The sequence below is a fragment of the Acidovorax sp. NO-1 genome (assembly GCF_000238595.1).
In the GTDB taxonomy this organism is placed as follows: Bacteria; Pseudomonadota; Gammaproteobacteria; order Burkholderiales; family Burkholderiaceae_C; genus Acidovorax.
The window spans coordinates 1-24758 of the sequence record NZ_AGTS01000079.1; the positions used below are offsets into that span (position 1 = coordinate 1).

Genomic DNA, 24758 nt, shown 5'->3' on the forward strand with positions numbered 1-24758 from the left:
CGCGCAACTGCCCGTGCTCAAGATATCGGGGGCCACCTACTCCTCCAACCCCGTGTACCGCATGGCGATCGTGAACGGCCAGGTCTTGCATGAAGGCGACCTGGCTGCACCCGGGTTGCAGCTCGAAAAAATCGAACAGGGCCGCACGATCTGGTCGTTTCGGGGCTACCGCTACGGGCTGGCTTCGCAGTAGAAAATATCAGTCAAAATGGCCGCTAGCGCTTAATGGTAAAGCGCGAGCAGCTATTAAAAATGTAGCGATAACGTGCCGTGGCAAGCAGCGCTGCCACGTACAACCGGCTACCGGATGAACCTGCCGTCGCGCCCCACCAGGGTCAGCTCCACGAAGCGCGATGCGTTGCGTTCGGGCGTGGCGGCATTGATTTCAAAGCCGCCCAGGTCCCATTTCTTGAGGTTCCAGGTGGCGTCGATGAACGCAGCCCGTGTGGGGTTGCGGCCCGCGCGCTGCAGGGCCTCGGCAAACACCCGGGCGTTGATGTAGCCCTCCAGCGCCAGGTGCGAGGGCTCGGCCGTGGCGCCCGACGCTTTCCAGGCGGTTTGAAACTCGCGCACCACGGGCATCACCGCGTTGGAGGGCAGCGGCACCACCTGCGAGATGGCCATGCCGGTGGCATCGGCGCCCAGGGCCTTCACGGTGGCGGGGGTGCCCATCACCGACAGCGCATACAGCGTCACGCCCCGTTTGAGCGCCCGGAACGCCTTCACAAACTCCATCGTCGGTTTGCCCGCCAGGCCGATCACGATCGCCTCCAGGTTGCCCCCCGCCAGCTTGGCCGCGGCGCTGCCAGCGTCGGAGGCGTTGTTCTCGACCGTCACCGTCACGGCGTCGGGCAGCTTGAGGCGGTCCATCGACTGCTTGGCGGCGGTGTAGACCTCTTTGCCAAAGGAATTGTTCTGATAGACGATGCCGATGCGCTGGATGCCGATGGTGGACAGGTGCTGCACCAGCTTCTCGGCCTCGTCGGCGTAACTGGCGCGGATGTTGAACACACTCTTGGCCTTGGTGCGGCTGAGCTGCGCACCGGTGAACGGTGCGAAGAACGGAATGCCGCTGTCAATCACCTTGGGCAGCATGGCATCGATCATCGGCGTGCCCATGCAGTTGAACAGCGCGAACGTGCCCGGATCGGCCATGAACAGCTCCACGTTCGCCAGCGCCTTGGGTACTTCGTAGGCGTCATCCTGCGTGACGAGTTCTATGGTCTTGCCGTGCACGCCACCGCGCGCATTGATGCCTGCAAATGCGGCCTTGGCGCCCTGGTGCATGGCCGAGCCCAGATCGCCCAGGGGCCCTGTGAGCGCAGTGGACTGGGCGATCCGGATGGTGCTTTCCTGCGCGCGGGCGGCGCCCCCCAGCCCAGCCAGGGAAGGCTGGCAGCGGCTGCGGCCAGGACCTGGCGGCGCGCCAGCGGGCGTGGGTGGTGCAGCGCGGGGCGCTGGAGGTCTGTGTTTGACGGCGGGGTGTGCATGGTGCGGGTCTCCTCAAAGCGCCCCGGGGTCGCACGACCTTGGCTTCCGGGGCGAGGCGACATCATCCGGCTTCAATTGACATTTTTTTGTCGTTCTGACGACAATCAGGGTCGTGGTATTCCCGCACCTTCCGGCGCGTTGCCGTTCCCTTTTTCCTTGTTGTTTTCACTCTGACCACGCTGTGCCATGGACTCTCGCATGAACCAGGACCTGTCGTTGCACCAGCGGCGCCGCTCGCCCACGCCGCAGGAGCTGGAGGGCATTCCCTGGCTGGGCCTGCTGCTGCCCGCCGAGCGCGAACGCGCCGTCGCATCGTTGCTGGTTGGCGACGCCAACGCGGGCGACTATGTATGCCGCGTGGGCCGCCCTGTGACCTACTGGTTTGGCGTGGTCGAAGGCCTGCTCAAGATGAGCAGCGATGACGCCCAGGGCCAGACCATGACGTATGCCGGCCTGCCGCCCGGCGGCTGGTTTGGCGAGGGCACCACCATCAAACGCGAGCCCTACCGCTACAACATCCAGGCGCTGCGCAAAAGCGTGGTGGCGGGTTTGCCCATTGACAGCTTTCACTGGCTGCTGGACCACTCCATCGGCTTCAACCGTTTTGTGATGAACCAGCTCAACGAGCGCCTGGGCCAGTTCATTGCCGCGCGCGAGATCGACCGGCTGAACAACCCCGACGTGCGTGTGGCGCGCAGCCTGGCGTCGCTGTTCAACCCGGTGCTCTACCCCGGCGTGGGCGAGGTGCTGCGCATCACGCAGCAGGAGCTGGCGTATCTGGTGGGCCTGTCGCGCCAGCGGGTGAACGAGGCGCTGGCGGCGCTGGAAGCGCAGGGCGCCATCCGTGTCGAATACGGTGGCCTGCGGGTGCTCGACCTGGCGGCGCTGCGCTCGAGTGTCTCCCCTCCCTGAGTAACCGCTGCGCGGCTTCCCCCGGGGGACTGCGCCCTCGTTGCGGTGCGCGCCGTGATGTGACGACCGGGGTGGGTTCAGCTGCGCGGCAATGCGGGAGCGCGCGGGGCGGCTGTGGGTGCTGGCGCGGGCACGGCCAGCGGCGGTGTGGCGGATTGGGCCGCGCCCCAGCTCTTTTCATCGCCCCCGTCGCGCGTGAGGCGAAAGGTGCCCACCATCTGCGTCAGGCGCCCGGCCTGGTCCTTGAGGCTGTCGGCGGCGGCGGCGCCTTCCTCCACCAGTGCGGCGTTCTGCTGGGTCATTTCCTCCAGCTCGCCCACTGCCCCGCTCACCTGGCCGATGCGCTGGCTCTGTTCCTGCGTGGCGGCCGTGATCTCGCCCATGATGTCCGACACCCGGCGCACCGACTGCACCAGCTCATCCATGGTGGTGCCCGCATGGTGGACCAGGGTGCTGCCTTCCTGCACCTGGTCCACACTGGCACCGATCAGGGCCTTGATCTCGCGCGCCGCGTTGGCCGAGCGGCCCGCCAGGCTGCGCACCTCGCTTGCCACCACCGCAAATCCGCGCCCCTGTTCACCCGCGCGGGCGGCTTCCACGGCGGCGTTCAGCGCGAGGATGTTGGTCTGGAAGGCAATGGAGTCGATCACGCTGATGATGTCGGCGATCTTGCGCGAGCTGGCGCTGATGGTGTCCATGGTGCGCACCACCTGTGACACCACCTCGCCGCCGCGCGTGGCCGCATCCGAGGCGGTGGATGCCAGCTGGTTGGCCTGGCGGGCGGCGTCGGCGCTCTGGGCCACCGTGCCGGTCAGGTCCACCAGCGAATTGGCGGCGCTTTGCAGGTTGTGCGAGGTCTGTTCGGTGCGCTGGCTCAGGTCCAGGTTGCCCGAGGCCACCTCGGAGCTGGCCACGAGGATCGAATCCGCCGTCTGCCCGATCTCGCCCACCAGCGAGCGCAGGCGGTCCTGCATGGCGTCGATGGCGCCGAGCAGGCGGCCGGTTTCGTCCTGGATGCGTACTTCCACCTGCGAGGTGAGGTCGCCGCGGGCAATGCGCTCGGCCACCACGACAGCCCGGCCTATGGGCGCAGTGATGCTGCGCGTGATGCGCCAGGCGATCAGCGCCCCCAGCCCGATCGCCAGCAGCACCAGCAGCCCGGCCACGGTGCGGGCCTGGACTTGAGTGCGCTCAGCCGAAGCGGTGGCTTCGGCGTTCAGTCTGCCCTGCAGGTCCACCAGCTCGCGCAGCTTGCCGCGCCAGGCGGTTTCAGCAGGGGCCACGCGCGTCATCAGCGCCAGCGTGGCACTCACGGTGTCGCCTTCATCGGCGGACTTGATGGCGTTCTCCAGTTCCGGCCGTGTCCTGGCACCCAGTGCCTGCACCTCTTGCAACAGCCGCATTTCCGCGGCCGAGCCGCCGCCAGTCGCCAGCAGTTCGGCCAGTGCCGCCTCCTGACGCGCATATTCCCTGAGCGTCCCGGCCACGCCTTCGATCTGCTCGCGCGCCTGCTTGGGGTCAATGTCGTTGAGCATGGCTGCCGACCGGCTCTGGATGCCCATCGCGCCCACGCTTTCAAGCATGCCGTTGACCAGCACCGACTTCTGGGCGCCCAGGCCGGTGATCAGCCGCATCTGCTCGTGCACCTTGCCCACCGAGAACTGGCCAACGGCGGCCACCGCTACCACCAGCACCAGCATGCACCCGAACCCCAGCCCGAGCCGCGTGGATATCGACAGCGATTTCAATGACGTTGCGGCCTGCATGGTGTTCCTTGTATGAAGCGTTTTGACGGTGCCAGGCCCCATGCAATGACGGTGCCAGTTCTCCCCGACGGCAGATGAGTCTCACAGGCTGCCATTGGCGGCAGTGTAGGGAGGAATTACAAAATGTGTCATGACGCTTGTGGATAGCGGCATGCCCATTGCGCATGGGGTGTCTGTTACAACTTCGCCGGACGTGCTGGCGATTGTGCGCGCGTCCGTACCGGTTGTTGCGGTCGACGTGAAAAACGTTTCAATCGCTTATTGATAAACAACTAGTAGCTATTAATAAAATAGCATTTTGACGCGTGGGGCATGGAGAGATGCTCCCCCGAAAAGCGACCCATCAGGTATAAACCCGTTACAGATGTGAGGCCTCCCCGATGAAACTGCATTCCCTTCTTTCAGTGCGCCGCACTGCCGCCGCGTGGCTGGCACTTGTGGCGGGTGTGGCGTTGACGGGCTGCGCCACGGCGCCTGCACCCGAGACCAGCCAACGTGAACTGGTGGTCGCGGTGACGGACTCGCACGAGCTCATCACCTTCAACGCCGCACAGCCCGCCCAGATTCTGGAGCGGCGCCCGGTCACCGGGCTGCCCGCGGGGGAGCGGCTGGTGGGCATCGACTTCCGGGTGGCGCGCGGCGTGCTGTATGCGCTGTCGCAGGCGGGCAGGCTCTACACGCTCGATATACCTACCGGTGCCCTGCGCCCTGTGGGAGCGGCGCCGGCGATTGTGGCGTTGAAAGGCACTTCGTTCGGCTTCGACTTCAACCCGGCAGCAGACCGGATCCGCGTGGTGTCCAACACCGGCCAGAACCTGCGGCTGCACCCGGATACCGGCGCCGCAGTGGACGGCGACGCTGCCCTGGAGGGCGTGCAGCCTGACCCGTCCTTGCGATACGCCTGGAGCGATGCCAATGCCGGCCGCACGCCGGATATCGTCGGGGCGGCCTACACCTACAACACGCAGGACAGCAAGCTCACCACCAACTACGCCATCGATCGCGCGCTCGGTGTGCTGGTAATGCAGGGATCGCGCGAGGGCACCACGCCGGTCGTGTCGCCCAACACGGGCCAGTTGCGCACCGTGGGGTCACTGGGGCTGCCGCCGCTGACCGACGTGGCGTTTGACATCTCTGACGTTGACAACACGGCCCTGATTGCCGTGCGCACAGCGGCGGACCGCCAGACGCGCCTGCACCTGGTGGACTTGCGCACCGGCACCACCCGGCCGCTGGGGACCGTGGGCGAGGGCGCCGCGCTGCTGGGCATGGCCATCGAGCCATGACCACCACCGGGAGCCGCCGCGCTGCGCTGCGCGCCGGGGGCAGGGCCGCTGGCCGGGGCGTGCTGGGCGCCTTCTGTGCGCTGGGGCTGGGGCTGGGCGCGCACGCCGCAACCGTGCAGGTGGAGGTGCTGGACGCGGCAGGCCAGCCACTGGCCGATGCGGTGGTGTTTCTGGAATCGCCCGAGGCCCGCAAGGCGGTCAGGCCCCTGGCGGGCGCCGAGATGGCACAGGAAAAGCGGCAGTTCGTACCCGGTGTGCTGGTGGTGCCCCTGGGGACCGAGGTGCGGTTCCCCAACCACGACACCGTGCGCCACCACGTCTATTCGTTTTCGCCTGCCAAGAAATTCGAGCTCAAGCTCTACACGGGGATGCCCTCCAACCCGGTGCGGTTCGATCAGCCCGGGGTGGCTGTGCTGGGGTGCAACATCCATGACCAGATGGTGGGCTGGATCGTGGTGGTGGACACTCCGCATTTCGCCCGCACACCGGCAGCGCCAGGCCGGGCGCAGATCGACAATGTGCCGCCTGGCGCCTACACCCTGCGCACCTGGCACGCGCGCCTGCCGGTGGGCGCCCCTGCGCAGGAGCAGACACTGACCGTGCCCCCCGCAGGAGGCGCGGTGGCCACGGTGCGCCTGGCAGGGTTGCAGCCTTGATGCAGTGGCGCCTGCTGCGGCACAGCCTGATCCTGCGGCTGGTCGGGCTCTCGCTGTTGCTGCTGCTCCTGGTCCAGGCGGCGGGCTTTGCGGTGGTGCGGGCCACCATCGACCGCAATGCACGAGCCCAGATCGCGCAGGCCCTCGATCTGGATGAAAACGTGTGGCGTCGCCTGCTCGAGCAGAACGCCGAGAAGCTGCGCCAGGGCTCGGCCCTGCTGGCTGCCGACTACGGTTTTCGCTCGGCCGTGAACTCGGGCGATGAGGACACCATCCAGTCGGTGCTGGAGAACCACGGCAGCCGCATCGGGGCCACCGTGGCTGCCTTGCTCGGTACCGGCATGGAAGTGCGGGCGGTCAGCCTGACTGGCTCCATGAACGCATTTGCGGACGCCCTGCGCGACGTGGTGCCGCCGCTGGCCGTGCAGCCCCAGGGCAGCCAGATCGCGGTGGTCGATGGTGTGCCCTACCAGTTTGTCATGGTGCCGCTGCGCGCGCCGGTGGTCATCGGCTGGGTGCTGATGGGCTTTCCGGTCAACCAGCCGCTGGCCGACGAAGTGCGGCAGCTGCTGTCAGTGCACGTGGCGCTGGTGGTGACGGATGCCGGCGGCGCCACAAAGGTGCCAGTGAGCACGCTGCCGCCCGGGCCGCTGGCGCAGCTGCAGCGGGAGGGTGTGCCCTCGGGCGAGCTGCAGACGCCGGACGGCACCTTGCTGGCCCGCGCCATCCGCCTGGACAGCGTGGGGGGCGATGTGCAGGCGCTGCTGCTGCGTTCGGTGGAAGAGGTCATTGCACCCTACCGCCAGCTGCAGGTGCTGCTTGCCATCATCACTGTGGCGGGTGTGCTGCTGTTTGCCGTGGGCACGGGGCTGGTGGCGCAAAGGCTCACCACGCCGCTGCGCTCGCTGCTGGCCGCCACGCAACGGCTGTCGCGCGGCGAATACGATGTTCCGCTGGACCACACGCGCCGCACCGATGAGATTGGCAACCTGGCGCGTTCGTTCGACCTCATGCGTGTGGACATCGGTGCGCAGCAAACCGAGATCCGCCGACTGGCCTACTGGGACCGGCTGACCGGCTTGCCCAACCGCGAACGTTTTCGCGACGCCGTGGTGCAGGCCATCGCGAGCCCTGCCAGCCCCGTGCAGCCGCTGGCCGTGCTCACCCTCGATCTGGACCGGTTCAAGCATGTCAACGACGTGCTGGGGTACGCCTTTGGCGACCGTCTGCTGCAGGCCGTGGCCGAGCGCCTGAGCCAGCAGGTGCGCTCGCCCGATGACATGGTGGCCCGCCTGGGCGGCAACGAGTTCGCGATTCTTTTGCACCGCGCCGATGCCGCGGCTGCCCACGATGTTGCGCTGCGGATCAACCAGTCGTTCGAGGACCCCCTGGCGTTCGAAGACCAGACGGTGGACCTGAGCGCCGGGATCGGCTTTGCCTGCTGGCCGGGGGATGCGGACGACGCCGATACCCTGCTCAGCCGGTCAGAGATCGCCATGTATGCCGCCAAGCGCAAGCTCAGTGGTGCACTGCAGTACGACGCGGCTTTCGACTCGACGAGCACGCAGACGCTGTCGCTGCTGAGTGAGCTGCGCCACGCGGTTGAACACCATGAGCTGCGCCTGTACCTGCAGCCCAAGGTGGGATTGCACGGGCAGCCGGGCCTGGCGGCCGAGGCGCTGGTGCGCTGGCAGCACCCGCAGCGCGGCCTGGTGCCGCCCATGCAGTTCATCCCGTTTGCGGAGCAGACCGGGTTTGTGCGCCACCTCACGCTGTGGATGTTCGAAGAAGTGGCGCGCCTGCTGGCCGACCCGCGCACCCGGGCCCTGCCGCTCAGGGTGTCGGTCAATCTCTCCACCCGCGACCTGCTCGACCCTGAGTTGAGCCACCGGCTGGCCGACATTCTGCTGCGCCACGGGGTAGCGGCCAGTGCGTTTTGCCTGGAGATCACCGAGAGCGCCATCATGGACGATCCGCAGCGTGCCGAGGCCATGCTCAACCGCCTGTCGGAGCAGGGGTTCAAGCTGTCCATCGACGATTTCGGCACCGGGTATTCATCGCTGGCCTACCTCAAGCGCCTGCCGGTGGATGAGCTCAAGATCGACAAATCGTTTGTGATGGGCATGGAAACGGGCGAGGACGACGCGATGATCGTGCGCTCGACCATCGACCTGGCGCATAACCTGGGGCTCACCGTGGTGGCCGAGGGTGTGGAGACCGCCGCCATCCTGGAGCGGCTGCGCATCCTGGCCTGCGATGAGGCGCAGGGTTATCACATCGCGCGGCCCCTGCCGGTGGACGATTTTCTGGCCTGGCAGGCGCGCCCAAGGTAGCTTGCAGCAGCCCGTTGCATCGCCGTTTTTGGGGGCTAAGAACCTGTTCAAAATCTTTTTGGTGATTGCATTGGAGTGCAATCGGAGATGAGTGGATGCCTCGGGTGCGCCGCATGGGCTCGTGCCCATGCAAGCAGCCGGGGCGTTCAATCGCCCGATTTCACTCCAACCCTTCGGGCAAGTGCCTTGCCGGGCGGTCTGCGGCGTTGCGGCGCTTGCCAATAGCCGGGCTATTGGCGGCTCACCGCGCCTTGCATCCCATCCCGGCAAGGTACTTGTGCAACTCCAAAAAGACTTTGAACAGGTTCTAAGCAGTCCACAGGCGAAAATACACGCAATGTCTTCCTCCTCCTCTCGCCCGCCTGCCGGCCCCGCCGCCGCCCCAGCCTCCGACGTTGGCGGCCCATCGTCTTCTGCGCCTGCGGCCGGTAGGCCCGTGCTGCGCCGCCCGACCCTGGCGGCCAAACCCGCCCCGCCCACGCGGCCTGCGCAGCCGCCCAGGGCCCCACGGCCCGACCGCGCGCCCGCGCCGTCGGGTTACCGTGTGGCATCGGGCGCGTTTGTGGCGCCCGTGCGCCAGGTGCCTGCGCCTGCCACCAGCACCGTGGGCGGCCTGCCCACCTCGCGCCTGAACAAGCGCATGGCCGAGCTGGGCCTGTGTTCGCGCCGCGAGGCCGACGACTGGGTGGAGCAGGGCTGGGTCAAGGTCAACGGTGTGTTGGCCACCATGGGCCAGCAGGTTACGGCGGCCGACCGCATCGAGGTGGACAAGATTGCCCAGGGTTTCCAGGAGCAGCGCGTCACCATCCTGCTGAACAAACCCATTGGCTATGTGAGCGGCCAGGCCGAGGACGGCCACACGCCCGCCGTTGCGCTGATCAATCCCCGCACCCACTGGCGCGATGACCCCAGCCGCAACCGCTTCTCGCCGCCGCAGCTGCGGGGCCTGGCACCTTGCGGACGGCTCGATATCGACTCGGTGGGCCTCTTGGTGCTGACGCAGGACGGCCGCGTGGCCCGGCAGATCATTGGCGAGGACTCCGAGATGGAAAAGGAGTACCTCGTGCGCGTGGTCTACCCGGCACCGGGCCAGGCGGTGCCACGCCACCCCGGCGAGCGCTCCGCGCCGCTGCAGGAAATCGACGAGCGTGACCCGGTCAGCACCAACGTGCAGGCGGTGTTTCCCCGAGAGTTGCTGGAGCGCCTGCGCCATGGCCTGAGCCTGGACGGCGAGCCGCTCAAGCCCGCCAGGGTCGATTGGCAAAACCCCGAGCAGCTGCGTTTTGTGCTCACGGAAGGCAAAAAACGCCAGATCCGCCGCATGTGCGAGCTGGTGGGGCTCAAGGTGGTGGGCCTCAAGCGCATCCGCATCGGCCGCGTGACCCTGGGCAATCTGCCCGTGGGGCAGTGGCGCTACCTGTCGCCCAACGAGCGGTTCTGAAGACCGCTGGCCTCACACCGCATTCCCGAACGGAGCCGTCCGCATGCCCAATCCCTCTCGGCCGCGCGCCGCTTTGGCACCAGTCCCCCGATCCAATCCGCTGCGCCAGCTGCGCGCCTCCGATCTGCGCGGTGTGGCACGGCTGGCAACACAGGCCACCACCAGCATCAGCCACGTGGCCGAGGGCGTGCACCAGTCGGTGCTGGGAACGCTGGGGCTTCCCGGGGGGGCGCAGCCGGGGCAGGCTCGCGGGCTCACGGGGCTGGTGTACCAGAGCATCCGGGGTGTGACCCGCCTGGTCGATGCGGGCCTGCAGGCCGGCCTGGCGCGGCTGGAGCCGTTTTTTGGCCCTGATGAGCCCCCTTCATCGGTGCACTGGGAGCGCGAGGCCGTACTGGCCGCCCTCAATGGCGTGATGGGCGACCGCCTGCAACATGACAACAACCCGCTGTGCACGCGCATGGGGTTCTATCGGGATGGCCAGCCCCTGGACCTTGCCAACCTGGCTGCCAGCGGCGCTGCCACCGGCAAGCTGCTGGTGCTGGTTCATGGCCTGTGCATGAACGATCTGCAGTGGCGGCACCAGGGCCATGACCATGGCGCGTACCTTGCGCAGGCGCTGGGCTACACCCCGGTCTACCTGCGCTACAACACGGGCCTGCATACCTCGGAAAACGGCGCGCAGCTGGCGGCGCAGCTGGAATCGCTGATCACCGCCTGGCCTGTGCCCGTGACCGAGTTGGCCGTGCTGGCCCACAGCATGGGGGGGCTGGTGGCCCGCAGCGCCTGCCAGCAGGCGCAACAGGCGGGCGGGCAGGGCTGGCTGGCGCTGCTGCGCCACCTCATATTTCTGGGCACTCCCCACCACGGCGCGCCGCTGGAGAAAGCGGGCCACTGGGTCGATACCCTGCTGGGCAGCACACCGTATTCCCGCCCCTTTGCACGGCTGGCGCAGCTGCGCAGTGCGGGCATCACCGACCTGCGCTACGGCCACGTGCTGGAGTCTGACTGGCAGGGGTGTGACCGCTTCCTGCGCCATCCCGACCGTCGCACGCCGGTGCCGCTGCCCGAAGGCGTGGCGTGTTTTGCCATCGCGGCCACCCTGGCGCCGCGGCGCAGCCCGTCGGCGGAGCGGCTGGTGGGGGACGGGTTGGTGCCCTTGCGCAGCGCGCTGGGCATCCACGATGATGCCCGGCGTACCCTGGGTTTTGGCAAGGCCCGGCAGGCCGTGTACCACCGCATGGGCCACCTGGCGCTGCTGGGCGACGCCGTTGTGGCGCAGCAGCTGCAGCACTGGCTGGAGCCAGCATGAGGCGAACCTGGTGGCGCCTTCCTGGGTGCGCAAGCGGTGTCGATGGTCTGTTTTGGCCTGCGAGCGGTGTTGCCCCGCGTGGGGCTGACGCTACCATCCCACCACGAACTGAATAACAAGGAGCAATGAGTGAGCGACAAGAAATACCGCCTGGTAACCCGCAGCGATTTTGACGGCCTGGTCTGTGCCGTGCTGCTCAATGAGTTGGAACTCATCGACGAGATCACCTTCGTGCATCCGAAAGACATGCAGGATGGCAAGGTCGCCATTACCAGCCGCGATATCACCACCAACCTGCCCTATGTGCCCGGCGCGCACATGGTGTTCGACCACCACGAGTCCGAAACCATCCGCAACTCGGGCCGGCGCGACGAGAACCACATCATCGAGGCGCACGCTCCCTCGGCCGCACGCGTGGTCTACAACTATTACGGCGGCAAGGCCGCGTTTCCCCGCATTACCGAGGAAATGATGGCCGCCGTGGACCAGGCCGACTCGGCCCAGTATTCGCGCGACGACATCTTGAACCCCCAGGGCTGGGTGCTGCTGAACTACCTCATGGACTCGCGCACGGGCCTGGGGCGGTTTCGGGAGTTCCGCATCAGCAACTACGCGCTGATGATGGACCTGATCCAGTACTGCCGTGACCACACGATTGACGAGATCCTGGCCCTGCCGGATGTGCAGGAGCGCGTGCAGCTCTACCGCGAGCACGCCCCCAAGGCCCAGGCCCAGCTGCAAAGCTGCGCCATCCGCATCGGCAACCTGGTGGTGCTGGACCTGCGCGACGAGGAAACCATCTGGGCCACCAACCGGTTCATGATCTATGCGCTGTTCCCCCAGTGCAACATCTCCATCCATGTGATGTGGGGCCTGCAAAAGCAGAACACCGTGTTTGCCACCGGAAAATCCATCCTGGACCGCAGCAGCAACACCCATGTGGGCAACCTGATGCTGGAGTTTGGCGGCGGCGGCCACGCTGCGGCGGGCACCTGCCAGGTGGCCAACGACAAGGCCGACGCCATGCTCAAGACGCTGATCGAGCGCATCACCAACGACGGCTGATCCCGGCGCCCCCGGCTGGGTGGCGGGCAGCCGCCCGCGCGGGCCCTTGAAAACCGGGCGCATGCCCCTACATCACGCCTGCTGGCCCGGCAGGCGTGATTTTTTGTGCCGGGCCCTGTTCTTCCGTATCGACCGAATCCACAGAGAGAAACCCTCCATGAGCAAGCAAACCCTGTCGTTCCAGGCCGAAGTGGCCCAGCTGCTGCACCTGGTCACCCATTCGCTGTATTCCAACCAGGAAATCTTCCTGCGCGAGCTGATCTCCAACGCGTCGGACGCCTGCGACAAGCTTCGTTTTGAGGCGCTGGACAAGCCCGCCCTGTACGAAGACGCCCCCAACCTCGAAGTGCGTGTGACCTTCGACAAGGCAGCCAAGACGCTGACCATCACCGACAACGGCATCGGCATGAGCCCGCAGGAGGCCATCGACCACCTGGGAACGATTGCCAAGAGCGGCACCAAGGACTTCATGGGCCGACTCTCAGGCGACCAGAAGGCGGACGCCCAGCTCATCGGCCAGTTTGGTGTGGGCTTTTATTCGGGCTTCATCGTGGCCGACAAGATCACCGTGGAATCGCGCCGTGCAGGCCTTGCGGCCGAAGAAGGCGTGCGCTGGATCAGCGGCGGTACGGGGGATTTCGAGGTGGAAACCATCACCCGCGCCGCACGCGGCACCAGCATCATCCTGCACCTGCGCGAAGAGGCTGAGGAGTATCTCAACGCCTGGAAGCTCAAGCAGGTCATCGCCAAGTATTCCGACCACATCAGCCTGCCCATCCTGATGGAAAAGGAAGAGTGGAAAGATGGCGAGCTCATCAACCCCAGCGACGAAAACGGTGGCCGCCAGCCCGGCGGCATGGTCAAGACCGGCGAGTGGGAAACCATCAACAAGGCCAGCGCCCTGTGGACGCGCCCCAAGAAGGACATCACCGAAGAACAGTACGCCGAGTTCTACAAGACCATCAGCCACGACCACGAGGCCCCGCTCACCTGGGCGCACAACCGCGTCGAGGGCAACACCGAGTACACGCAGCTCTTGTACATCCCCGCCAAGGCGCCGTTCGATTTGTGGAACCGCGACAAGAAGGCAGGCGTGAAGCTGTACGTGAAGCGCGTGTTCATCATGGACGACGCCGAGGCGCTGATGCCCACCTACCTGCGCTTTGTGAAGGGCGTGATCGACTCGGCCGACCTGCCGCTGAACGTGAGCCGCGAGCTGCTGCAGGAAAGCCGCGACGTGCGCGCCATCCGCGAAGGCAGCACCAAGCGCGTGCTCTCCATGCTGGAAGACCTGGCCAAGCACGACAAGCATGACACCGCGGCCAATGCCGATGGCGTGACCGATGTGGTCGATGCCGACGACAAGGCCAAGGAAGGCAAGTACACCGCCTTCTACAGCGAGTTTGGCGCTGTGCTGAAGGAAGGCCTGGGCGAAGACTTTGGCAACCGCGAGCGCCTGGCCAAGCTGCTGCGCTTTGCCTCCACCACCAGCGACGCTGTGACGGTGGGCTTTGCCGACTACAAGGCGCGCATGAAGGAAGGCCAGGAGGCGATTTACTACATCACCGCCGACACCCTGGCTGCTGCCAAGAACAGTCCACAGCTCGAAGTCTTCAAGAAGAAGGGCATCGAGGTCCTGCTGATGACCGACCGCGTGGACGAGTGGGCACTGAACTACCTGCACGAGTTTGACGGCACCCCGCTGCAAAGCGTGGCCAAGGGCGCCGTGGACCTGGGCAAGCTGCAGGACGAGGCCGAGAAGAAGGCCGCTGAAGAGGCTGCCGAGGCGTTCAAACCCGTGCTCGCCAAGCTCAAGGAAGCATTGAAGGACAAGGCCGAAGACGTGCGCGTGACCACCCGCCTCGTCGATTCACCCGCCTGCCTGGTGGTGCAGGACGATGGCATGAGCACCCAGCTGGCGCGCATGCTCAAGCAGGCTGGCCAGCAGGCGCCCGAGACCAAACCCGTGCTGGAAGTGAATGCCGAGCACGCGCTGGTCAAGAAGCTCGACGGCAGCGTGCACTTCCACGATCTGGCCCACATCCTGTTCGACCAGGCGCTGCTGGCCGAAGGCGGCTTGCCGGAAGACCCGGCGGCCTACGTCAAGCGCGTGAACGCCCTGTTGGCCTGATCCATCGGCTCCAAGGGATATATTTGGGGCTAAATTGGCCTCCAGCGCTTACCCAGTAAGCGCTGGCAGCTATCAAAATAGAAAACCCCGGCTGCTGTGGCAGACCGGGGTTTTTGCATGTTGATGTGGGGCCGGCCGCAGCGGTGCGGCGTCACTCCTCGGGCTCGGCCTGCTCCAGGATGCGGGAGTGCGCGCGGTTGCGCTCCTGCGGGTTGGCGGCGATCAGCTCCCGCAGCGCCCCTTGCGGGATGCGCAGCCCCTTGCGCCGGTCGTTCTTGACTGGCAGATTGCGCCAGCCCGAAAGAACCAGCCAGTCCCACAGCTCGCGGGAGATGGGCTGATCGACGGACATTTTGACTTCGCCGCGGATGATGGTGCTGCCGACCTGCGGGAGCGGGCCTACCGGCGCAGGTTTGCGCTGCTGGCGGATGGAAAACAGGTTTCGAAGCAGATCCTTCATGGGCAGGCCAACTCGCTGGGGGATGAACGAACCTGCAGCATAGCCCAGGCGCGCAGCAAGCCCAAGCCGCTGTGGCAAGGGCGGGGCGCGCTCACGCCGCCTCAGGCCATAAGGGGCTCTTCCGCCATCGCCTCGATCTGCTCGATCAGCATGTCCACCTGCCCTCGCCAGTAGTCGCTGCTGCCAAACCACGGGAAGTTGGCGGGGAAGATCGGGTCTTGCCAGCGGCGCGCGAGCCAGGCGCTGTAGTGGATCAGGCGCAGCGTGCGCAGCGGCTCGATGAGCGCCAGCTCGCGGCGGTCAAAGTTGCGGAACTGCTCGTACCCGTCGATCAAGGCGCCGAGCTGGTGGGTGCGCTGGCGCCGATCTCCCGAGAGCAGCATCCACAGATCCTGCACGGCCGGGCCCATGCGCGCGTCGTCCAGGTCCACAAAATGCGGGCCGCCGCGGCCCCATTCATCCAGCGGGGTCCAGAGAATGTTGCCGGGGTGGCAGTCGCCGTGCAGGCGGATCAGGGCTGCATCTTTCAAGCCAAATTGGCCTGTAACGCTTGATGGATAAGCACTGGCAGCTATCATTTCAAGAGCTTTGTCGCATTGCGCCTTCCAGGTCGCCTGCATGTCGAGCGGAATGATCTCGTTCATCAGCAGCCAGTCGCGCGATGCCGTGCCAAAGGAGGCCAGGTCCAGCGTGGGCCGGTGGTCAAACGGCTGGGCCGCGCCCACGGTGTGAATGCGGGCCAGAAAGCGGCCGATCCATTCGAGCACCTCGAAGTCGTCGAGCTCGGGCTGGCGCCCGCCGCGCCAGGGGCTGACGGAAAACGCAAAGCCATCGTGCTGGTGCAGGGTGGCGCCGCTCAGCACCAGCGGGCCCACGGCGGGCACTTCGGCGGCCATCAGTTCGGCGGCAAAGGCGTGCTCTTCGAGGATCTGCGCGTCACTCCACCGGCCGGGGCGGTAGAACTTGGCCACCACGCGCTCACCGTCTTCCAGTGTGACCTGGTACACCCGGTTTTCGTAGGATGACAGGGCCATGAGGCGGCCGTCGCCGTACAGGCCCACGCTGGCCAGCGCGTCCAGCACCACGTCGGGGGTGAGCTTGGAGAAGGGGTGCAGTGGCGAGGCGTCGGGAATAGAGTGCATTCACTCATTCTCGCCGGTCCGTTGCGCTTCAGCCGTGCCATACTTTTAACAGCTGGTTACAAGTTCAGTTTCAATACAAGGGGCGCGCATGGCGTTGAGCATCAAAACCAAGATATGGCTGCCGGCCATTGCCGTGAGCATGGGGCTGGTACTCATGTCAGTGGGCTCGGCGGTGCGCACGGTGCAGTCGCAGGCGATCACGGTCAAAGAGCAGTCCGACCAGCAGAGCAAGCTGGAGCTGGCGTCGCGCTGGCGCGGCCTGGCCGAGGCGCAGGCCTTGCGCACCCTGGGCGCGGCGCTGGCGGCCGATGAGGCTTCGGCCGCCCTGCTGCAGGGCGGGCAGGAGCAGGACCAGCAGGAGCTGGCGCAGGTGCAATCGGCGCTGGGCACGCTGCTCACCACGCCGACGGAGCGCGCTGCGCTGGTCGCCGCCACGCAGCAGGCGCAGGCGCTGAAGGCATCGCTGGACGCGGCGCAACAGCTCAAGGCCGGGGGCGATGCGGCCGCGCTGCAGGCACACATCCGGGGCGACACCCAGGGCAAGCTCAAGGCGTTTCAGAGCGCGCAGCAGGACATGGTGCGCCTGACCGAACGCGGCGCCACCGAGTTGCGCGACAAGGCGGGTACCGAGCGGCTCAAAACCGTGTGGGGCGTGGCGGGCATCATGGCCATCATCATCTTGGCCGTGTGTATCGGCACAAGGCTGGTGCAGCGCGGTGTGACCGAACCCCTGGCCGACATTGTTCAGGTGGCGCGTTCCATTGGCGCGGGTGACCTGACGGTGCGCATCGGCACCGACCGCCAGGATGAAATGGGCGAGGTGCTGCGCGCGCTGGCGCAGATGTCGCAATCCCTGGCGGAACTGGTGGGACAGGTGCAGCGCTCGGCGGGCAGCATCGGTACGGCCAGCGTCGAGATTGCCCATGGCAACCACGACCTTTCCAGCCGCACGGAGGCCACCGCCGCCCATCTGCAGCGCGCATCGTCCACGCTGGACCACCTCAGCGGCGCGGTGGGGCAGTCGGCCGCTTCGGCCCGCGAGGCCAATGCGCTGGCGGCTTCGGCCTTCACGTTGTCGCAAAGCGGCGGCCAGTCGGTCAGCGAGGTGGTGCACACCATGCACCGCATCGACAGCTCATCCAAGAAAATCGTGGACATCATTGCCGTCATTGACGGCATTGCGTTCCAGACCAACATCCTGGCGCTGAACGCCGCCGTGGAAGCGGCCCGCGCCGGTGAGCAGGGGCGTGGTTTTGCGGTGGTGGCCAGCGAGGTGCGCTCGCTGGCCGGGCGCTCGGCAGAGGCCGCGCGCGAGGTCAAGGCGCTGATTTCCGCCTCGGTCGAAAACGTGGAAGCCGGTACGGCCCTGGTGGACCGCGCGGGGCAGACCATGCAGGAGATCGTGCAATCGGTCCAGCGCGTCAGCGGCATCATCGAGGAGATCACCGCCAGCACCGCTGAACAAAGCGGCGACATGCAACTGGTGAACTCCGCCGTGGGCGAACTGGAGCAGATGACCCAGCAGAACGCGGCCCTGGTGGAGCAAAGCGCCGCAGCGGCCGGTGCCATGAGCGAGCAGGCGGCGGTGCTGGAACGCCTGGTGGGGCGCTTCAAGCTGGCCCATGCCGGGCCTGCCTCGCAGGCGCGGTTGACGGCCGGCTAAACCCGCCCCTCGGAACTGCGGCGCACCGGTGCACCGGCGCCCGGTGATCAGGGCCGCATGCTGGCGATATGCCCTGCACGTGGGTGGCCGCTGCCCGCCAGCACGCTGGCAAACAACGCCTGCGTGGCCTGGGGGCCTGCATGGTGCTGCACCACCAGCCAGGGCTGCGGCCCTGACGACACGGCGGCGCTGAACTGCTTCCACGCTGCCACCAGGCGGTCGTTCAGGCCCTGGGCGCCCCAGTCGGCATGGCGCTTCTTGACCTGGGCGGGCGCAAAGAACATCACCGGGCGCGGGCCGGGCAGTTGGCCCGCGCCGCCCAGATCGCCCACATGGCTCGCCCCCACCGAGCAGCTATAGGCCAGGCCGGTGACATGGGCGTGTATGCGCTGGCGCAGGCCCACGCTGCCCGCGAAGTCGATATAGACGCTGGGCGTGGCGCCGTCGATGGTGTCCAGTGCGTCGTAGGTGACCACGCGGTGGTAGCAGCCCAGGCTTTCGCAAAACGCCACGTTGCCGGGCGAGGTGAGGCCGATGACCTCGATGCCCTCGCGCTGTGCGAGCTGGAACGCGGTGCCGTAGGCCGTCTTGCTCGACGCGCTGGACAGCAGCATGCGTTTTGCACCAAAGAACTGCTGGTCGGCCAGAAAGTCGTCAATGAGCCACGAGGTGATGAACAGCGGCCGCAGCAGGGCCTGCACATCCTCGTTGTCAGCGCGGTACAGCCCGTCGGTGCTGGTGCGCAGATAGTGGTTGTAGACCGCATGCAGGCCCGCGCGGTGGGCGGCGCCGTCGCTGAAGCCCGTCGGACTCACACGCGCTGGCGACAGCACGGCCTGGCTGGCCATCGGCCAGTAGCCATACAGGCGCTCACCCACGGCCACGGCCGGGTGCAGCGACTGCACCACAGTGCCGAAGCCCCACACGGGCACGATGCCCCAGCCGGCCTCGCCGGTGGGGAAGAACTGCCAGTAGTTCAGCATGTCGCCCAGCGCGGCATAGGTGATGTTGTTGGCTGTGAGGGCGAAGGACTCGACCCGCACGCGGACCTGGCCCTCGGCCAGCGGGGTGTCGTCGGTGGTCAACAGGCGGGTGGTGGCCAGCTGGTCCTGGCGCACGAGAAGGGTGGTGGTGCTCATGGCGCCACGCTAAACGAAACGGCCCGCTGGCTCAACACCAGCGGGCCGCTTTGGTGACAGGACAGGCGCCCTGCCCGCGTACTTACACCAGCGTGATCGTCACGTCGATGTTGCCGCGCGTGGCGTTGGAGTAGGGGCAGACCTGGTGGGCTGCGTCCACCAGCTTCTGGGCCGTGGCCTTGTCCAGGCCGGGCAGGCTGATGGCCAGGCGGGCAGCGATGCCGTAGGCGTTCGGGATGGGGCCCAGGTCCACTTCCGCGTCGATGGACACGTCTTGCGGCACGGGAATGCCGATCTTGCCACCCACCGCCTTCATCGCGCCGATGAAGCACGCGGCGTAGCCGGAGGCAAACAGCTGCTCGGGGTTGGTGCCGGTGCCGGACGTGCCGGGCGAGGACAGCTTGACTTCCAGGCGGCCGTCATCGGTCTTGGCGGCGCCATCGCGGCCACCGGTCACGTGCGACTTGGCGGTGTACAGGACTTTTTCGAGTGTGGTCATGGTGTCTTCCTTGCGGTTGTTGCCCACAGAGGCGGGCGGTGGAGGGAATCGGTGTTTACGTTGTCTGCAGTCCGTCAGCGTTGCTCGCTGAGCCGGTCCCGCAGCTGCTTGAGCTCGGTGGTCAGTGCCGTCAGCTCGGCAATCGAGCACTGGCTGCTTTGCAGCACGCACGGCGGAATGGCCTCGGCCTGGTCGCGCAGCGCGCGGCCTTCCGCAGTGAGGGTGATGCGTACGCGGCGCTCGTCCTGCACATCGCGCAGCCGGGCAATGTGGCCCTGCGCCTCCAGGCGCTTGAGCAGCGGCGTGAGCGTGCCGGAGTCGAGGAACAGGCGCTCGCCCAGCTCGGACACCGTCACGCCGTCTTGCTCCCACAGCACCAGCATCACGAGGTACTGCGGGTAGGTCAGGCCGATCTTGTCGAGCAGCGGCTTGTAGAGCTTGGTCATCGCCAGCGAGGCGGAATACAGCGCGAAGCAGACCTGGTTGTCCAGCCGCAGGATGGCGGGGCTGGGAGTGGGGGGTGTGCTGTGGCTAGACATGGGGTGAATTGTGGCTGACAATTAAATTGTGTGCAATTAAATTGTGAAAAACTTTGCTAATGGGTGGGATTGTGCCGGTGGGAGAGCGGCGCCGCGCCATCGGTGCTATTCGCGCGCTCCGCTGGCGCATGCGGCGCGCCGCGTCCACGTCGCCCGCAAGACATTGCTATCAATAGTGGAGCTGTCAGCGCATGATTTATAAGCGCTAGCGGGCGATTTGGCTTGAAGTCTGGCGCGGGGTGGCTCTGGCGGCGACGCACCACCAGGACCTCAGCGCCCGCTGAACTGCGCGGGCCGTCGCTCGACAAATGCGCGCACGCCTTCGGCCGCATCCTCGCTGTTGGCCAGTTGCTTCTGCACCGGGATGAAGTCCGCCACCGCAGCCGCCTGGCCTTGCTCGATGGCCTTGAGCACATTCAGGCGCGTGGCGACCACCGCGCGCGGCGCCTGGGCGGCAATGCGCTGGGCAATCGCCAATGCCTCATTCAGCTCCTGGCCAGCCGGCACCACTTTCTGCACAAAGTTCAGGCGGTACGCCTCAGCGCTGCCGAACTCGTCGGCCGTCAGCAGGTGCAGCAGGGCATTGCCCGTGCCCGCGCGCTCGGCCATGTGCAGCGTGGCGCCACCCGTGGCCATGATGCCGCGCTGCACCTCCATCTGCGAGAAGCGGCAGTTGTCGGCGGCCACCACGATGTCGGCACCCAGCATCAGCTCGATGCCAACGGTGAAGCAGATGCCCTTGACCGCCACCACCATGGGCTTGGTGCGGCGCCGGTAGCCGGGCAGGCCGTAGTCGTGCGGCTCAACCAGGCCTTCAGGGATGGCTTTCTCGCCGCGCTGCATGTAGGCGCTCACAGCGGGCAGGTCCAGTCCGGCCGTGAAGTGGTCACCCATGGCATGCAGCACACCGACGCGCAACTCGGGGTCATCGTCGAGGCGGGTGTAAGCCTCGGCCAGCTGGCGGAACATGGGGGGTGTCCAGCCGTTGCGCTTGGCCGGGCGGTTGATGCCTATCAGCAGTACGTGGCCGAGCACCAGGGTGTCTATGCAGCCCTCGGGCGGGGGCATGGTGCTGGATGGTGTGGTGGTGTTGGCTTCTGACATGGCCGGGTCTCCTTTTCGTTTCCACGATTGAAAACCCGGCGCGCCGACTGCGCCGTCCCCTGGGGGACAACGCATGTGCGCAGCGCTCCCATGCGGCCGCGGCTTCAAAAACCGGCGCGGCGCCTTACCAGTGCCCCGGCGCAAGGGCCGCCCCGCCGCGCTGGGGGCGTCCCCCTGCTAGGGGGAAGGCGCGAAGCGACTCAGGGGGTTAGTAGGTATACACGCCCTGCCCAGTCTTGCGGCCCAGGCGGCCCGCAGCCACCATTTCCTTGAGCAGCGGGCAGGGACGGTACTTGCTGTCGCCAAACTCGGTCAGGTACACGTCCATCACCGCCAGGCACACATCCAGGCCGATCATGTCCGCCAGTGCCAGCGGGCCGATGGGCTGGTTGCAGCCCAGTTTCATGCCCGCATCGATGTCCTCGGGCGTGGCCAGGCCTTCGGCCAGCACAAAGAAGGCCTCGTTGATCATGGGCACCAGGATCCGGTTGACCACAAAGCCGGGCGCGTTCTTCACGGTGATGGGGCTCTTGCCCAGCGCCTCGGCCAGGGCCTTCACGGCGTCGTGCGTGGCATCGCTGGTCTGCAGGCCACGGATGATCTCCACCAGCGCCATCATGGGCACGGGGTTGAAGAAGTGCATGCCGATGAACTTGTCGGCGCGGCTGGTGGCGGCGGCCAGCTTGGTGATGGAGATGGACGAGGTGTTCGATGCGATCAGCACCTCGGGCGCCACGATGGCGTCCACCTGCTTCAGGATCTTGAGCTTGAGCTCGTAGTTTTCGGTGGCGGCCTCGATCACCAATTGCGCGGCTTTGAGGTCGTCGTAGCTGGTGGAGGTCTTGATGCGGCCCAGCGCGGCGGCCTTGTCGGCCTCGGTGATCTTTTCTTTCTTGATCAGGCGGTCCAGGCTGCCGGCCACGGTGGCCAGGCCTTTTTGCACTGCAGCATCCGAGATATCCACCATCACCACGTTGATGCCCGACACCGCACAGGCCTGTGCAATGCCGTTGCCCATGGTGCCTGCGCCGATGATGCCTACGGTCTGAATCGTCATATAGAGAGCTCTCTTCAAAGTGAAACGGATGGGCGGAATGGTAAGGCGAATCGCACGACCGTTCGGTTATCGTGGCCCGGCGCCGCTCTCACAACTCTCCTGGCGTCGTGCCGTGCCTGCAGTGCTACCCGTACTGCCTGCGGCGCGGCGCCTGGCCAGAACCGCCTTGCCGGGTTGTGTGAGCAGCGCTTCACTCCACATAACCAACCCGCCACACAGCATGGCGGAGGAGACAAGACAGCATGTTCGATTACATCGTCATTGGCGGCGGTTCAGCGGGTTCTGTGCTGGCGGGCCGCCTGACCGAAGACCCCGCAGTGCGCGTCTGCCTGCTGGAGGCAGGGCCGGCAGACAAGAGTGTGCTCATCCACTGCCCCGCCGGGCTGGCGGTGATGGCCAAGTTCGAGCTCAACGGCTGGGGCCTGAACACCACGCCGCAGGCCGGGCTGAACAACCGCCGGGGGTTTCAGCCACGGGGCAAGGTGCTGGGCGGCTCCAGCTCCATCAACGCCATGGTCTACATCCGGGGGCAGCATGCCGACTACGACCACTGGGCAGCCCAGGGCAACCCCGGCTGGGGCTGGGAGGACGTGAAACCCTACTTTCTGCGCGCAGAAAACAACGAGCGCGGCTCCGACGCCTGGCACGGCCAAGGCGGGCCGTTCAATGTGGCCGACCTGCGCGCCCCCCACCGGTTCAGCCAATACTTCACCGACGCGGGTGTGCAGGCCGGCCACCCGTACAACACCGACTTCAACGGCGCCACGCAGGAAGGCGTGGGCCTGTACCAGGTCACCCACAAGAATGGCGAGCGGCACAGCGCGGCCAAGGGCTACCTCACGCCGCACCTGGCGCGGCCCAATCTGCAGGTCGTCACCGGGGCGCACGCCACCCGCATCGTGTTCGAAGGCAAACGTGCCGTGGGCGTGGAATACCGCCAGGGCGGCTCGCTGCACCACGTGAAGGCCAGTCGCGAGGTGCTGATGAGCGCGGGCGCGTTGATATCGCCCCAGTTGCTGATGCTGTCGGGCGTGGGGGCGGCGGCGCACTTGCAGCAGCACGGCATCCCCGTGCTGCACGATCTGCCGGGCGTAGGCCAGCACCTGCACGACCACCCCGATGTGGTGCAGGTGCTGGACGCCCCCGATCTGAAGGACCTCTTCGGCCTGTCGCTGTCGGGCATGGCGAAGACGCTGAGCGGCATCCTGGAGTGGCGCAAGCACCGCACAGGCATGCTGACCACCAACTTTGCCGAAGCGGGCGGCTTCATCAAGAGCGACCCATCCGAGCCCGCGCCCGACCTGCAGCTGCACTTTGTGATCGGCAAGCTGGTGGATCACGGCCGCAAGACTGTGTTCGGCCACGGCTACTCGGCCCATGTGTGCCTGCTGCAGCCCAGGAGCCGCGGCGCCGTCTCGTTGGCAGGCCGTGACCCCATGAAATTGCCGTTGGTGGACCCCAACTTTTTTGGCGACGCCGATGACATGCAGCGCATGGTGCGCGGCTTCAAGCGCACGCGCGAGATCCTGGCGCAACCGGCGCTCGCAAAGTTCGGTGCCAAGGAGCTGGCAGCATCGGCCTGTGCGCGCACCGATGCGGAGATTGAGCAGTTCATCCGCCAGTACGCCGACACCATCTACCACCCCGTGGGTACCTGCCGCATGGGGCCTGGGCCGCTGGATGTGGTGGATGCCGAACTGCGTGTGCATGGCCTTTCGGGCCTGCGTGTGGTGGACGCGTCCATCATGCCGCGCATCGTGAGCGGCAACACCAATGCGCCCACGGTGATGATTGCGGAAAAAGCGGTGGACCTGCTGCGCGCCGCGCCGTGAAAGATTTCACGTTTGGCGCCCGGAGCGCGATTTTTAAGGTTTTCAAAGGGTCTGCTTAAGGAGTTTTTAACAGGCAAAAGCGCGGCGAATTTCTAGACTTCTTTGCATGGAAACGGGTGCATGGTGCACCCGGCCCGGCGCCAGAAAAAAGGCGCTGAAAGAGCCCACCGGGGCCATGAAAGAACGTGATGAAGATTGATGCCCGCGAAATTGCCGCACTGACACAAGCCCAACCCGCCGCGCCCCGCATGGACATGTACGCCAGCATCCACAAGGCGCTGCGCGCCTTCATGGCCGACACGTTGCTGGGCCTGGGCCGCATGGATGTGGACGACGACCTGGAGTTTGCCCAGACCTGCGACCGCGTGATACAGCTGCTGGACCTGTGCCGCGCCCACCTGCTCCACGAAAACCAGTTCGTGCACGCCGCCATGGAGGCGCGCCTGCCCGGCTCCAGCCAGAGCATTGCCGGTGAACATATGGAGCACGAACAGGCCATCGTCGCTTTGGCAGACGGGGTGAACCACCTGATGGCCTGTGCCAAGCCCGCACGCCCGGCCGCCACCCAGGCCCTGTACCGCCAGCTGGCGCTGTTTGTGGCGCACAACTTCGAGCACATGCACGAGGAAGAGACTGCTCACAACCGCGTGCTCTGGCAGTGCTACACCGACGCAGAACTGGCGGGCGTGCACGATGCGCTGGTGGCCTCGATCCCGCCGCACGAAATGATGGTGGTGGCCCGCTGGATGGAGCCCTACATGTCACCCGCCGAGCGCACGGCCATGCTGTTGGACATGCAGCAACATGCGCCTGCCCCTGTGCTCGCCGCACTGCTGGCACAGGTGCAGCCGCACCTCACGCAGCCCGAATGGACCAAGCTGATGCGCAGCCTGGCCCTGCCGGTGGTGCCAGGTCTGGCGCACTGAGAGA

At 66.4% G+C, this 24758-nt stretch carries 22 protein-coding genes; 13 read left to right on the top strand and 9 right to left on the bottom strand.

All coding sequences use genetic code 11. The features are described from left to right. A partial coding sequence (locus KYG_RS12485; RefSeq protein ID WP_008905265.1) for a general secretion pathway protein GspB occupies positions 1-193 on the top strand: 193 nt, incomplete at its 5' end. Positions 194-300: 107 nt separating this feature from the next. Here the strand turns inward: KYG_RS12485 and KYG_RS12490 are convergent. Next, positions 301-1287 carry an ABC transporter substrate-binding protein gene (locus KYG_RS12490; RefSeq protein ID WP_008905266.1) on the bottom strand — a complete coding sequence of 329 codons (987 nt, stop codon included), beginning with the start codon at positions 1285-1287 and terminating at the stop codon, positions 301-303. Positions 1288-1689: 402 nt separating this feature from the next. Between KYG_RS12490 and KYG_RS12495 the strand changes: the two genes are divergently transcribed. Then, positions 1690-2403: a Crp/Fnr family transcriptional regulator gene (locus KYG_RS12495; RefSeq protein ID WP_008905267.1), complete on the top strand. Its 714-nt coding sequence runs from the start codon at positions 1690-1692 to the stop codon at positions 2401-2403. 77 nt (positions 2404-2480) lie between these two features. Here the strand turns inward: KYG_RS12495 and KYG_RS12500 are convergent, their stop codons facing one another. Continuing rightward, positions 2481-4169 (bottom strand): methyl-accepting chemotaxis protein, encoded by a 1689-nt coding sequence (locus KYG_RS12500; RefSeq protein WP_008905268.1) that lies wholly within the window; start codon positions 4167-4169, stop codon positions 2481-2483. 130 nt (positions 4170-4299) lie between these two features. Here KYG_RS12500 and KYG_RS25375 point away from each other — a divergent pair, with 130 nt between their 5' ends. The 8 genes from KYG_RS25375 to htpG all read left to right on the top strand — a co-directional run bounded on the left by KYG_RS25375 (position 4300) and on the right by htpG (position 14393). Continuing rightward, a complete protein-coding gene (locus KYG_RS25375) occupies positions 4300-4434 on the top strand; it encodes a hypothetical protein (protein ID WP_255344426.1) in 135 nt (44 codons plus the stop codon). A gap of 115 nt (positions 4435-4549) precedes the next feature. Continuing rightward, positions 4550-5455 (top strand): DUF4394 domain-containing protein, encoded by a 906-nt coding sequence (locus tag KYG_RS12505; RefSeq protein ID WP_034694433.1) that lies wholly within the window; start codon positions 4550-4552, stop codon positions 5453-5455. Next, on the top strand, positions 5452-6111 hold the full coding sequence (locus KYG_RS12510) for a methylamine utilization protein (protein WP_008905270.1): 660 nt from the start codon (positions 5452-5454) through the stop codon (positions 6109-6111). Before KYG_RS12505 ends, KYG_RS12510 begins: the two co-directional genes overlap by 4 nt. After that, positions 6111-8444, top strand: coding sequence for a bifunctional diguanylate cyclase/phosphodiesterase (locus KYG_RS12515; protein WP_008905271.1), 2334 nt, complete (start codon positions 6111-6113; stop codon positions 8442-8444). Before KYG_RS12510 ends, KYG_RS12515 begins: the two co-directional genes overlap by 1 nt. A 580-nt stretch (positions 8445-9024) precedes the next feature. After that, entirely contained in the window at positions 9025-9885 is an 861-nt protein-coding gene (locus KYG_RS12520) for a pseudouridine synthase (RefSeq protein WP_050813852.1), read from the top strand. Positions 9886-9928: 43 nt separating this feature from the next. Continuing rightward, entirely contained in the window at positions 9929-11197 is a 1269-nt protein-coding gene (locus tag KYG_RS12525; RefSeq protein ID WP_008905273.1) for a triacylglycerol lipase, read from the top strand. Positions 11198-11326: 129 nt separating this feature from the next. Then, positions 11327-12262, top strand: a complete 936-nt coding sequence (locus KYG_RS12530; RefSeq protein ID WP_008905274.1) for an exopolyphosphatase — start codon at positions 11327-11329, stop codon at positions 12260-12262. Positions 12263-12419: 157 nt separating this feature from the next. Next, on the top strand, positions 12420-14393 hold the full coding sequence (htpG, locus tag KYG_RS12535) for a molecular chaperone HtpG (protein ID WP_008905275.1): 1974 nt from the start codon (positions 12420-12422) through the stop codon (positions 14391-14393). Between the two features lie 151 nt (positions 14394-14544). Here the strand turns inward: htpG and KYG_RS12540 are convergent, their stop codons facing one another. Together KYG_RS12540 and KYG_RS12545 are read right to left on the bottom strand one after the other, a co-directional pair. Then, positions 14545-14853 carry a hypothetical protein gene (locus KYG_RS12540; protein ID WP_034694436.1) on the bottom strand — a complete coding sequence of 103 codons (309 nt, stop codon included), beginning with the start codon at positions 14851-14853 and terminating at the stop codon, positions 14545-14547. Between the two features lie 101 nt (positions 14854-14954). Continuing rightward, complete coding sequence (locus KYG_RS12545) at positions 14955-15995, bottom strand: serine/threonine protein kinase (protein WP_008905277.1); 1041 nt, start codon at positions 15993-15995, stop codon at positions 14955-14957. 88 nt (positions 15996-16083) lie between these two features. Here KYG_RS12545 and KYG_RS24700 point away from each other — a divergent pair, with 88 nt between their 5' ends. Further along, positions 16084-17658: a methyl-accepting chemotaxis protein gene (locus tag KYG_RS24700; protein ID WP_008905278.1), complete on the top strand. Its 1575-nt coding sequence runs from the start codon at positions 16084-16086 to the stop codon at positions 17656-17658. Positions 17659-17705: 47 nt separating this feature from the next. Here the strand turns inward: KYG_RS24700 and KYG_RS12555 are convergent, their stop codons facing one another. The 5 genes from KYG_RS12555 to KYG_RS12575 all read right to left on the bottom strand — a co-directional run bounded on the left by KYG_RS12555 (position 17706) and on the right by KYG_RS12575 (position 21996). After that, entirely contained in the window at positions 17706-18797 is a 1092-nt protein-coding gene (locus tag KYG_RS12555) for a DUF2855 family protein (RefSeq protein WP_008905279.1), read from the bottom strand. Between the two features lie 82 nt (positions 18798-18879). After that, positions 18880-19296, bottom strand: coding sequence for an organic hydroperoxide resistance protein (locus KYG_RS12560; protein WP_008905280.1), 417 nt, complete (start codon positions 19294-19296; stop codon positions 18880-18882). 74 nt (positions 19297-19370) lie between these two features. Next, positions 19371-19835, bottom strand: coding sequence for a MarR family winged helix-turn-helix transcriptional regulator (locus KYG_RS12565; RefSeq protein WP_008905281.1), 465 nt, complete (start codon positions 19833-19835; stop codon positions 19371-19373). A gap of 270 nt (positions 19836-20105) precedes the next feature. Then, the gene (locus KYG_RS12570; protein WP_008905282.1) at positions 20106-20939 is read right to left on the bottom strand and encodes a crotonase/enoyl-CoA hydratase family protein; all 834 of its coding nucleotides are present in this window, start codon (positions 20937-20939) and stop codon (positions 20106-20108) included. A gap of 208 nt (positions 20940-21147) precedes the next feature. After that, positions 21148-21996 carry a 3-hydroxybutyryl-CoA dehydrogenase gene (locus KYG_RS12575; protein ID WP_008905283.1) on the bottom strand — a complete coding sequence of 283 codons (849 nt, stop codon included), beginning with the start codon at positions 21994-21996 and terminating at the stop codon, positions 21148-21150. 242 nt (positions 21997-22238) lie between these two features. On the opposite strand from KYG_RS12575, the gene KYG_RS12580 reads away from it, so the two are divergent. Beyond that, on the top strand, positions 22239-23828 hold the full coding sequence (locus KYG_RS12580; protein WP_008905284.1) for a GMC family oxidoreductase: 1590 nt from the start codon (positions 22239-22241) through the stop codon (positions 23826-23828). Positions 23829-24016: 188 nt separating this feature from the next. Then, positions 24017-24754, top strand: coding sequence for a hypothetical protein (locus tag KYG_RS12585; RefSeq protein ID WP_008905285.1), 738 nt, complete (start codon positions 24017-24019; stop codon positions 24752-24754). The last annotated feature ends 4 nt before the right edge of the window (positions 24755-24758 follow it).

Bases quoted from the DNA above. Each gene is read 5' to 3' on its own strand.
- KYG_RS12490 (WP_008905266.1), bottom strand. From the start codon at position 1,287: ATGCACCAGGGCGCCAAGGCCGCATTTGCAGGCATCAATGCGCGCGGT.
- KYG_RS12495 (WP_008905267.1), top strand. From the start codon at position 1,690: ATGAACCAGGACCTGTCGTTGCACCAGCGGCGCCGCTCGCCCACGCCG.
- KYG_RS12500 (WP_008905268.1), bottom strand. From the start codon at position 4,169: ATGCAGGCCGCAACGTCATTGAAATCGCTGTCGATATCCACGCGGCTC.
- KYG_RS25375 (WP_255344426.1), top strand. From the start codon at position 4,300: ATGACGCTTGTGGATAGCGGCATGCCCATTGCGCATGGGGTGTCTGTT.
- KYG_RS12505 (WP_034694433.1), top strand. From the start codon at position 4,550: ATGAAACTGCATTCCCTTCTTTCAGTGCGCCGCACTGCCGCCGCGTGG.
- KYG_RS12510 (WP_008905270.1), top strand. From the start codon at position 5,452: ATGACCACCACCGGGAGCCGCCGCGCTGCGCTGCGCGCCGGGGGCAGG.
- KYG_RS12515 (WP_008905271.1), top strand. From the start codon at position 6,111: ATGCAGTGGCGCCTGCTGCGGCACAGCCTGATCCTGCGGCTGGTCGGG.
- KYG_RS12525 (WP_008905273.1), top strand. From the start codon at position 9,929: ATGCCCAATCCCTCTCGGCCGCGCGCCGCTTTGGCACCAGTCCCCCGA.
- htpG (WP_008905275.1), top strand. From the start codon at position 12,420: ATGAGCAAGCAAACCCTGTCGTTCCAGGCCGAAGTGGCCCAGCTGCTG.
- KYG_RS12540 (WP_034694436.1), bottom strand. From the start codon at position 14,853: ATGAAGGATCTGCTTCGAAACCTGTTTTCCATCCGCCAGCAGCGCAAA.
- KYG_RS12545 (WP_008905277.1), bottom strand. From the start codon at position 15,995: ATGCACTCTATTCCCGACGCCTCGCCACTGCACCCCTTCTCCAAGCTC.
- KYG_RS24700 (WP_008905278.1), top strand. From the start codon at position 16,084: ATGGCGTTGAGCATCAAAACCAAGATATGGCTGCCGGCCATTGCCGTG.
- KYG_RS12555 (WP_008905279.1), bottom strand. From the start codon at position 18,797: ATGAGCACCACCACCCTTCTCGTGCGCCAGGACCAGCTGGCCACCACC.
- KYG_RS12560 (WP_008905280.1), bottom strand. From the start codon at position 19,296: ATGACCACACTCGAAAAAGTCCTGTACACCGCCAAGTCGCACGTGACC.
- KYG_RS12565 (WP_008905281.1), bottom strand. From the start codon at position 19,835: ATGTCTAGCCACAGCACACCCCCCACTCCCAGCCCCGCCATCCTGCGG.
- KYG_RS12570 (WP_008905282.1), bottom strand. From the start codon at position 20,939: ATGTCAGAAGCCAACACCACCACACCATCCAGCACCATGCCCCCGCCC.
- KYG_RS12575 (WP_008905283.1), bottom strand. From the start codon at position 21,996: ATGACGATTCAGACCGTAGGCATCATCGGCGCAGGCACCATGGGCAAC.
- KYG_RS12580 (WP_008905284.1), top strand. From the start codon at position 22,239: ATGTTCGATTACATCGTCATTGGCGGCGGTTCAGCGGGTTCTGTGCTG.
- KYG_RS12585 (WP_008905285.1), top strand. From the start codon at position 24,017: ATGAAGATTGATGCCCGCGAAATTGCCGCACTGACACAAGCCCAACCC.